Annotated in this window: 7 protein-coding genes; 1 reads left to right on the top strand and 6 read right to left on the bottom strand. The window is 65.5% G+C overall.

Features of this window, described 5'->3' with window-relative positions; translation table 11 throughout:
* From AC4FAH_RS05355 to glyA, 5 genes are all read right to left on the bottom strand, one after another.
* On the bottom strand, positions 1-690 hold a 690-nt coding region (locus AC4FAH_RS05355; RefSeq protein WP_490245745.1), incomplete at its 3' end, for a sarcosine oxidase subunit gamma.
* Positions 683-3,790: a sarcosine oxidase subunit alpha family protein gene (locus AC4FAH_RS05350; RefSeq protein ID WP_286988907.1), complete on the bottom strand. Its 3,108-nt coding sequence runs from the start codon at positions 3,788-3,790 to the stop codon at positions 683-685. The genes AC4FAH_RS05350 and AC4FAH_RS05355, both read right to left, overlap by 8 nt.
* Positions 3,787-4,113, bottom strand: a complete 327-nt coding sequence (locus AC4FAH_RS05345; protein WP_043333138.1) for a sarcosine oxidase subunit delta — start codon at positions 4,111-4,113, stop codon at positions 3,787-3,789. The genes AC4FAH_RS05350 and AC4FAH_RS05345 overlap by 4 nt, the downstream gene beginning before the upstream one ends.
* Before the next feature lie 25 nt (positions 4,114-4,138).
* Complete coding sequence (locus AC4FAH_RS05340) at positions 4,139-5,389, bottom strand: sarcosine oxidase subunit beta family protein (protein WP_043333139.1); 1,251 nt, start codon at positions 5,387-5,389, stop codon at positions 4,139-4,141.
* A gap of 141 nt (positions 5,390-5,530) precedes the next feature.
* Positions 5,531-6,841: a serine hydroxymethyltransferase gene (gene glyA, locus AC4FAH_RS05335; RefSeq protein ID WP_287020511.1), complete on the bottom strand. Its 1,311-nt coding sequence runs from the start codon at positions 6,839-6,841 to the stop codon at positions 5,531-5,533.
* Positions 6,842-7,213: 372 nt separating this feature from the next.
* Between glyA and AC4FAH_RS05330 the strand changes: the two genes are divergently transcribed.
* Entirely contained in the window at positions 7,214-8,104 is an 891-nt protein-coding gene (locus AC4FAH_RS05330; RefSeq protein ID WP_054555340.1) for an AEC family transporter, read from the top strand.
* 559 nt (positions 8,105-8,663) lie between these two features.
* On the opposite strand, the gene nhaC is transcribed toward AC4FAH_RS05330, so the two are convergent.
* Positions 8,664-9,986, bottom strand: a 1,323-nt coding sequence (gene nhaC, locus AC4FAH_RS05325; protein ID WP_490245744.1) for a Na+/H+ antiporter NhaC, incomplete at its 5' end; no start/stop codon positions are given.

Genomic DNA, 9,986 nt, shown 5'->3' with positions numbered 1-9,986 from the left:
GCAGACCCCGAATTCCTCGCTGGCATCCAGCAGCCAGCGGCCGAGGTAATCGGCGAAGCTTCTGCGCACCACCAGCTCGAATTCGCTCTCGCTGACGCGGCGCAGCACCAGTGTCGCCTTGGCGAACACCGCCGGCACGCCACGTCCGACCGGGAAGGCACGTGGGTGCACATCGGTGGGCGTTGACCTCATCAGCACCTGACGCGCCTGGTCGCCACTCAGCGAGATGACGGTCTGGCCACCGCTGACGTTGACCACCTGATAGCGGCCGGCCAACGCCTCATGCAGCGCCTTCTCGACAGTGAAGGCTTCCTCGCCGGGCACCAGGATCAGCCACTCATCCGGTGACAGCCACTGGATCGAGCGACCGCCCTCATTGTGGTGGAGGGTCGCCGGCGTCAACGGCAGCGCCAGGCCCAGCGCCGCCTCGACACCCTCGGCGAAGCCCGGCTGCGCGGGGTCACCGCGCAGCGTCAGGTGACCGAGAAACGCCTTTTCCTGCAGCACGACGCCGGCATCGCCGTCATCGCGGGCCGTGAACAGATGCGCCAGTGGCGAACGGGCGCACTGAGCGTGGACCTCGGGCGTCGGGCGCTGGTCGATCACCGACGTCTGAGAACTTGTCATGTCCTGCGGCTGCGCATCGACGGCGGCACCCGCTTGCGGGTCGAGTGTGGTGGCATCAGACATGCTGGCGCTCCCCTTTCTTGTCGTAGAACACCGGTGAGGTGATTTCGGCTTCCAGCGTCGTGCCATCGGCCTGCGGCAGGAACACCGTCTCGCCGATGCGCTTGGCACCGCCCTTGACCACCGCCAGCGCGAAGCCATGTCCCAGCGTCGGGCTGTAGTAGCTGGAGGTCACGTGGCCGACCATCGGCATCGGGATGGCGTGCTCAGGATCGAAGACGATCTGCGAGCCTTCCGGCAGCACGATGCGCTCATCGCCGGCCTTCTTGCGCGTCGGAATCAGGCCGACCATCTGCTTGCGGTCATCGCGGCGGGTATCCGGACGCGACAGCGCGCGCTTTCCGATCCAGGAATACGGCTTGTTGTAGCCGACACACCACTGCATGCCGAGATCTTCCGGGGTGATCGAGCCATCGGTGTCCTGACCGACGATGATGAAGCCCTTCTCGGCGCGCAGCACGTGCATGGTCTCGGTGCCGTAGGGCGTGAGGCCGTACTTCTTGCCGCACTCGAACAAACGCTTCCAGACATGCAGCCCGTAGTTGGCCGGCACGTTGAGCTCGTAGGACAGCTCGCCGGTGAAGGAGATGCGGAAGATGCGCCCGGGAATGTCGGCGATCAGTCCTTCACGCACTTCCATGAACTTGAAGCTGTCACGGTCAAGGTCGATGTCGGTCAGCTCGCCGACCAGCGCACGCGCCTCGGGGCCGGTGACGGTCAGGGTCGCCCAGTGATCGGTGACGCTGGTCATCTGCACGTCCAGTTCCGGCCATTCGGTCTGGTGCCACAGCTCCAGCCATTCCAGGATCGAGGCCGCGCCACCGGTGGTGGTGGTCATCAGGAAGTGGTCTTCGGCCAGACAGGTGGTGACACCGTCGTCCATCACCATGCCGTCGTCGTGACACATCAGGCCGTAGCGCGCCTTGCCGACGCCCAGCTTGGCCCAGGCGTTGGTGTAGATGCGGTTGAGGAATTCGCGCGCATCGCGACCGGTGATGTCGATCTTGCCCAGGGTCGAGGCGTCCAGCACGCCGACCTTCTCGCGCACCGCCAGACACTCGCGCTCGACCGCGGCATGCATGTCCTCACTGCCCTGCGGGTAGTACCAGGGGCGCTTCCACTGGCCGACATCCTCGAACCTGGCGCCCTGCGCTACGTGCCATTCGTGCATCGCGGTGTAGCGGATCGGGTCGAACAGCTCGCCGCAGTGACGGCCGACGATGGCGCCGAAGGTCACCGGCGTGTAGTTGGGACGGAACACGGTGGTGCCGGTGTCGGGGATGGTCTGCCCCAGACAGCGCGCGGCGACCGCCATGCCGTTGATGTTGCCCAGCTTGCCCTGGTCGGTGCCGAAGCCCATCGCGGTGTAGCGCTTGACGTGCTCGATGGACTCGAAGCCTTCGCGGGTGGCGAGCTCGATACCGGCGGCGGTGACGTCGTTCTGCAGATCGACGAACTGCTTGGGCGCGCGAGCGGTGGGCTTGTCATGCGGCACCTGATAGAGCGGCAGCATCGGCGTTTCCGCAAGTTCGGAGACCGCAGGCACCTCGGCCTGGGCAGTCTCGAACTCGCAGGCTTCCACCGCGGCGACACCGCTGGCGTAGGCCGCGACCAGCACATCTTCCAGCGCGAAGCTGCCATTGGCGGCGCCGCAGGCATCGAAGCCCTTGAGCATCGGTGCGCCCAGCGCGGGCAGGAAGCCGTGGATCTCGTCGCTCCATACCGGACGTGCGCCGGTGTGTGCCGCCAGGTGAACCACCGGGCTGTAGCCGCCGGAGCTTGCGATGGTGTCGCAGGCGAGCTCTTCCACTGCCCCCGTCACGCTGAAGGCATCGATATCGATGGCCGCGATGCGCGCACCTGTCACGCGACGCTCGCCCTTGGCCTCGATCACGGCGGCGCCGGCGATGATGCGGATGCCCGCGGCACGCACCGCCTCGACCATCACGCCGGAGGGCGCCGGACGCGCATCGGCGATCGCGACCACTTCACGACCGGCCGCCGCCCAGGCAAGCGCCGCGCGATAGGCGTGGTCGTTGTTGACCGACAGCACCAGCTTGTCGCCGGCGGCGACGCCGTAACGGGTCAGATAGGTGGTGACTGCACCGGCCAGCAGGTTGCCCGGCACATCGTTGTGGCTGTAGACCAGCGGCCGCTCATGGGCGCCGGTGGCCATGATGACGCGATGGGCACGCACGCGGTGTAGACGTGAACGTGCCTGCTGGGCGCCGCGGGCATTCAAGGGCGCGAGATCGGCCTGATGCTCGGTACGGCGCTCGTGCAGGGTCACGAAGTTGTGATCGTGATAGCCATTGGCGGTGGTGCGCGGCAGCAGCTGCACATCCTCACAGGCTTCGAGTTCCGCCAGCACCGCGTCACGCCATTCGATGGCAGGCTGGCCGTCCAGGGTCTGATCGAGACAGTCCGCCGACATGGAGAGCAGCGAGCCACCCAGCTCTTCCTGCTCGTCACACAGGATGACGCGCGCGCCGCTGCGGGCCGCGACCAGCGCCGCCATCAGGCCCGCCGGGCCGGAGCCGATCACCAGCACATCGGTGTGCTGATGCAGGTGATCGTAGATGTCCGGGTCGTCCTCGAGCGGAGAACGCCCGAGACCGGCGGCCTTGCGGATGTACTTCTCGTAGGTCATCCACAGTGAAGCCGGCGCCATGAAGGTCTTGTAGTAGAAGCCCGGCGGCATGAACTTGCCGCCCAGCTTGCCGACCTGCGGCAGGAAGCGGCTCATCAGGTCCTTCTGGGCCTTGACCCAGCCGCTGACGGCGTGGGCTTCCAGGCCGTCGTAAAGCGCCTGCTGGGTGGCCCGCACGTTGGGCACCTGGCCCGCTTCGGTGCTGCCCAGCTGCAGGATGGCGTTGGGCTCTTCAGCACCGGCGGCGACCAGGCCGCGCGGACGCGCATACTTGAAGCTGGCGTTGAGCACGTCGAGGCCGTTGGCCATCAGTGCCGAGGCGAGGGTATCGCCTGCCAGGCCCTGATAGCGCTTGCCATTGAAGGTGAAGGTCAGCGGCGTGGCGCGGTCGATGCGTCCACCCGAGGCGAGACGGCGCGGGGCAGCGGCGGTCTGGTTGTCTTGCTGGCTCATGCGCTCACCCCCTTGGCTTGCGTGGTCGGATCGGCTTTCGTCTCACCGGTGATGGTGGGCTGCTCGCCCATGCGATAGGTCTCGAGAATCTCGTAGGTCACGGTGTGGCGGGTGATGTTGAAATACTTGCGACAGCCCACGGCGTGAATCCACAGCTCGTGGTGGACGCCACGCGGGTTGTTGCGGAAGAACAGATAATCCCCCCACTCGGCATCGGAGCAGGCTTCGGGGTCCTTCGGGCGCTCGATATGCGCCTGGCCCTTGACGTGGAATTCCTCTTCCTCGCGCAGCTCGCCGCAGTAGGGACAGAAGATATGCATCATGGTCGGTCGTCTCCTGACGGCAGGTTCAGTGCGCGACGCCAGCGGCGCCGTGTTCGTCGATCAGCTTGCCCGTGTTGAAACGGTCATAGGAGAAGGGTTCTGCCAGCGGATGGGTGCGCCCCTTGGCCAGTGTCCAGGCAAAGACGTTGCCGGACCCCGGCGTGGCCTTGAAGCCACCGGTACCCCAACCGCAGTTGAAATAGAGCCCCTTCACGGGCGTCTTGGAAATGATCGGGCAGGCGTCCGGGCAGGTGTCGACGATGCCGCCCCACTGACGGTTCATGCGCACCCGCGAGAAGATCGGGAACATCTCGACGATGGCCTGCAGGGTGTGCTCGATGGTCGGGTAGCTGCCACGCTGGCCGTAGCCCACGTAGCCGTCGATGCCGGCACCGATGACCAGGTCGCCCTTGTCCGACTGGCTGACATAGCCGTGGACGTGGTTGGACATCACCACGGTGTCGAGAATCGGCTTGAGCGGCTCGGAGACCAATGCCTGCAGCGGGTGGGATTCCAGCGGCAGACGGAAGCCGGCCTTCTCGGCCATCACCCCGGAGTTGCCGGCGGTGACCACGCCGACACGCTTGGCACCGATGAAGCCGCGCGAGGTTTCCACCCCGACGATGGCGCCATCCTGCTTGCGGAAGCCGGTGACCTCGGTCTGCTGGATCAGGTCGACGCCGAGGCTGTCGGCGCCGCGCGCGAAGCCCCAGGCCACGGCGTCGTGACGCGCCACGCCACCGCGCGGCTGCCAGGAGGCGCCGAGAATCGGGTAGCGTGCGCGGCTCGAGCAGTCCATCGCCGGCACCAGTTCCTGCACCTGCTGGGCGTCCAGCACCTCGCCATCGATGCCCTGCAGACGGTTGGCATTCACGCGGCGCTGGATGTCACGCATGTCCTGCAGGGTGTGGCCCAGGTTGAGCACGCCACGCTGGGAGAACATCACGTTGTAGTTGAGATCCTGGGACAGACCTTCCCACAGCTTCATGGAGTGCTCGTAGAGCGCCGCCGCCTCGTCCCACAGATAGTTGGAGCGCACCAGGGTGGTGTTGCGCGCGGTGTTGCCGCCGCCCAACCAGCCCTTCTCGATCACCGCGACATTGGTGATGCCGTGCTCCTTGGCCAGATAGTAGGCCGTGGCCAGACCATGCCCGCCGCCACCCACGATGACGACGTCGTATTCCTTCTTGGGTTCTGGGCTACGCCAGACCTTCTGCCAGTTCTCATGGTGGCTGAGCGCATGCTTGACCAGCCCGAATCCCGAGTAACGCTGCATTTGCCACCCTCCTCACATCTTTGCCACCGCAAGCGCTGTCCGGTGCTCTCGCCCGAGTGATGTCTGTTGTAGTCACTCGAGTGATGTCTCTGCGCTTGCGGCATGTGTCGTTGTTATCGTTGTCTCTCGCCAGCGCCTTGTTCAGGCAAGCGCGGCGGGGTCGGTCACGCTGTGCGATGCGTAGACCGGGAAGCGGGCACAGACTTCCTCGACCTTGCCGCGCACCTCGGCTTCCACCTTGGCGCTCTCGCCGGTGGACAGCGCGTCGAGCAGATCACAGATCCAGCCGGCCAGTGCCTCGCATTCCGCCTCGCCGAAGCCGCGCGTGGTGGCGGCCGGAGTGCCGATGCGCAGCCCGGATGTCACGAAGGGGCTCTGCGGGTCATTCGGCACGCTGTTCTTGTTGACGGTGATGTGGGCGCGGCCCAGTGAGGCATCCGCGTCCTTGCCGGTCACGCCCTGACGGATCAGCGAGACGAGGAACAGGTGGTCATCGGTGCCGCCGGAAACCACGTCATAGCCGCGCGCCATGAAGACCTCGGCCATCACGCGGGCATTGGCGATCACGCGGGCCTGATAGCTGACGAAGTCCTGGCTCATCGCTTCCTTGAAGGCCGCGGCCTTGGCGGCGATGACGTGCATCAGCGGGCCGCCCTGCTGGCCGGGGAAGACGGCGCCATTGAGCTTCTTGTGCAGCGCTTCATCGCCGGTGGCGGAGAGAATCAGGCCACCGCGCGGGCCGCGCAGCGTCTTGTGCGTGGTGGTGGTGACGACATGGGCGTAGGGCAGCGGGCTCGGGTAGTGACCCGCCGCGACCAGACCGGCCACGTGGGCCATGTCGACCATCAGCCAGGCGCCGATCTCGTCGGCGATATCGCGGAAGCGACGCCAGTTGACCACGCGCGAGTAGGCGGAGAAGCCGGCGATGATCATCTTCGGCTTGTGCTCACGTGCCAGACGCTCCATTTCCTCGTAGTCCAGCTCGCCGCTTTCGGTCAGGCCGTACTGGATGGCGTTGTAGTGCTTGCCGGAGAAGTTGGGTGCCGCGCCGTGGGTCAGGTGACCGCCATGCGCCAGGCTCATGCCGAGGATGGTGTCGCCCGGCGAGACGAGTGCCATGAACACGGCCGCGTTGGCCTGGGCGCCGGAGTGCGGCTGCACGTTGGCGTAGTCACAGCCGAACAGCGCACAGGCGCGCTCGATGGCCAGTGTCTCGACCTTGTCGACGAATTCGCAGCCGCCGTAGTAGCGCTTGCCCGGATAGCCTTCGGCGTACTTGTTGGTCAGCTGGCTGCCCTGAGCCTCCATCACCAGCGGGCTTGCATAGTTCTCGGAGGCGATCAGCTCGATATGCGCTTCCTGACGCGCTGTCTCTTCGAGGATGGCCTCGGCCAGTGCAGGGTCGAGTCTGGCCAGTCGGTCATCACGGGTGTAGCCATGTTGCTGAGACATTGCGCGCCTCCGGTAAGCGGATCGTTGTTGTTGGAGTGGATCGATGAAGGGTGATCAGTGATCGTCTGTTCGCTCAAATCCTGTCGAGTCAGCCGGCGCCAAGGCCTTGAGTGGCTGTCTTGACCCGATACTAGCCCTGCCCCCCTGCGGCAAACTGCTTGTCAGCGTCACCCCGCAGCGCGAATGCGACATCGGCAGGCAAAAGCGACATCTCGATGGCCCGCACAGAGCTGCTGCAAAGAGTGGCTGCCCGCCACTGGCGCTACACCGAAGCCCCTGCGGGCAGGTATGCTAGACACCGATATCGTGCGATCAGGCGCCGGATGACGACTGATCCATGCAAGCGCGCGCCTGAGGAAGGGAGTTGAGAATATGCTGATGGAATTGCTGGCGGTGATGGCACCGGTACTGTGTGGTGCCGCCATCGGCTTCTTCTGGGTCAGGCTGGGCAACGACTACCCGATGGCCTTCGTCACCCGGCTGGTGCTCTACATCGGCACGCCGGCGCTGATCCTCAATGCGCTGGGCAGCGCCGAGATCGACAACTCGAGCTTTTTGCGCACGGGCCTGGCGACGCTGTCCGTGATGGCCCTGCTGCTGGCGCTGAGCTGGCCCTTCGCGCGCCTGATCGGCAAGCCCTGGAAGGTCGCGGTGGCGCCGTTGCTGTTCTCCAACGTCGGCAACATGGGCCTGCCCGTCTCGCTCTACGCCTTCGGCCAGGCCGGCTTCGCCTACGCCATCACCATCATGGTCACCATGTCACTGCTGCAGTTCACCCTCGGCGCCTGGCTTGCCAGCACCAGCGGCAACCCGCTGCGCAGCGTGGTGCGCTCGCCGACCATCTGGGCCAGCATCGTCGCCACTCTCATGCTGCTCTGCGATGTGCACATGCCGCGCTTCGTTGCCAACAGCCTGGAGTTGATCTCCGGCTTCACCGTGCCGCTGATGCTGATCACCCTGGGCGTGTCGCTGGCCAGCATTCGCGTCAAGAATCTGGCGGCGGGCGTGGGCTTCAGTGTCCTGCGCATTCCCTTTGCCGCCCTGTGTGCCTGGGGGATCGGCACCCTGCTGGACCTGCCCCCGCTGGCGCTGCACGTGTTGACCATGCAGATGGCCATGCCGGTGGCGGTCTACAACTACATGTTCGCCCAGAAGGCCGGGCGTGAGCCGGAGTACGTGGCCACGCTGGTGTTCTGCTCGACGCTCGCCGCCTTCCTCTATCTGCCCATGCTGCTGGCGGCGATGGGGGCGACACTGGGCTGACCCGACGGAAGCGGCCCAAGCCTTCCCGCACTGAATGACAGGCACAAAAAAACCACGCGAGCCTGAGCTTGCGTGGTCGTGTGACACCTTCCTGCGGAAACTGCCGTGCCGTGAAGAAGACGGTATTGCACCATCCCGATATTGAGCAGCACGGCGCTTCCTGTTGCGACGATCAGCCTTGTAGTCCTGCTGGCACCCGCTCCCGGCCTGGAGGTGGCGCACCGTTCCCCTGTGTCATCATTACCCTTTTGACCAAACCCGTGACTGGAGTGGCAGTCGTGGACCTGACGTGAACGCTCTCCGCTCTCGACCCGCAGCTGAAGATGGCATGCAGCCCAACGGGGCCTTGTGCTTATGGCACCAGGGCGAACCCTGGCGTGGCCTGGCGGGACTTCCCGCAGAGCCCCCTGCACTGCATGCGCTCATTCACGTGGCAACATCTGAAGGGTAGCCCCGAAGTCGTCTGCACCTCCAGATGGTTTGTGCCGTCTTCCTGCGCGAGTCGACTTGCTCATGAACCTGAGCATGAAGTCTTAGAGCACTCATGCCGAGCAGACTGTCAGCGCACCTCGGGCGTGGCGGCTGGCAGTCCCGCCAGACCCTCGGCCTGCTGTTGACGCAGCTGGGCCAGCGTTGTCACGGCATGTCCCCTGGCTTGCCATTCGGCGCGCTCATCATCATCGGCCCGAATGATGAAGCGTCCAAGCAGGGTGTAGAGCAGCCCCAGCAACGGTGACAGCCAGCAGGCGAATGCCAGCGGAATGTAGAGCAGCCCCTCCATGCCCGCGCCACCGGCCATCAGCCCCAGTGAACTGACCACTACCGCACCGCCGGCATTCCAGGGAATCAGCGGCGAGATCAGGGTGCCGCCCTCTTCCAGTGAGCGCGACAGATTGAGCGTCGAGTATCCCTCACCCCGATAGATCGGCGCGTACATGCGACCCGGCAGAGCGATGGAGAGGTAGGGGTCGCCCGCGATGACATTGGTCAGCGCCGCCGTGGAACTGGCCGCGACCTGCAGACCGAAGATACCGCGCACCTTGACCAGCACTGCGGCACACAGCGCCTCCAGACAGCCGATGATTTCCAGCAAGCCCCCGAAGGCCAGTGCGATCATCACCAGCAGGATGACCCAGGCCATCGACATGATGCCGCCGCGATTGAGCAGGCTGTCGATCTCGCTCACGCCGGTGCTCAAGGCGTAGCCGCCCTGCATATAGCCGAACAGCGCCTTGACCGCCTCGCCCTGTACGCCGAATGCCACGACCGCTCCGGCCAGCACCCCGACGAACAGCGCCGGGAGTGCCGGCATGCGCGCAACGGCCAGCGTCATCACCAGCAGCGGCGGCATCAGCACCCACAGATTGAAGGTGAAGTGTCCGGAAAGCCCTTCGGTGATGGCGGTGATGCGCTCGAGATCCAGCACCTGACCGGCGGCGAGCAGGTTGCCGGCGATCAGGTAGATCACCAGTGCGATCAGCATGGCGGGAATGGTGGTCGGCATCATGTTGCGGATGTGCGCGAACAGATTCACGCCCGTCACCGCCGGCGCCAGATTGGTGGTATCCGACAGCGGCGAGACCTTGTCACCGAAGAAGGCGCCGGACACCACCGCACCGGCGGTCCACCACGGCGGAATGCCGAAGCCGGCCCCGATGCCCATCAGCGCAAGCCCCACCGTGCCCACGGTGCCCCAGCTGGTACCCAGCGCTACCGAGACCACCGCGCACAGCAGCATGGCCGCCGCCAGGAAGTATTCCGGCGAGACCAGCTTGAGTCCGTAGTAGATGATCATCGGCACGCTGCCGGAGGCGATCCATACCCCGACCGTCATGCCGACCAGAATCAGGATCGCGATGGAAGGCAGGCCGACACGCACGAT

The sequence above is a fragment of the Cobetia sp. genome, assembly GCF_983723665.1.
This window is presented reverse-complemented; position numbering and strand designations above follow the sequence as displayed.

Excerpts from the sequence above, each read along its gene's own strand:
- AC4FAH_RS05350 (WP_286988907.1), bottom strand. The coding sequence starts at position 3,790 with ATGAGCCAGCAAGACAACCAGACCGCCGCTGCCCCGCGCCGTCTCGCC.
- AC4FAH_RS05345 (WP_043333138.1), bottom strand. The coding sequence starts at position 4,113 with ATGATGCATATCTTCTGTCCCTACTGCGGCGAGCTGCGCGAGGAAGAG.
- glyA (WP_287020511.1), bottom strand. The coding sequence starts at position 6,841 with ATGTCTCAGCAACATGGCTACACCCGTGATGACCGACTGGCCAGACTC.
- AC4FAH_RS05330 (WP_054555340.1), top strand. The coding sequence starts at position 7,214 with ATGCTGATGGAATTGCTGGCGGTGATGGCACCGGTACTGTGTGGTGCC.
- AC4FAH_RS05340 (WP_043333139.1), bottom strand. The coding sequence starts at position 5,389 with ATGCAGCGTTACTCGGGATTCGGGCTGGTCAAGCATGCGCTCAGCCAC.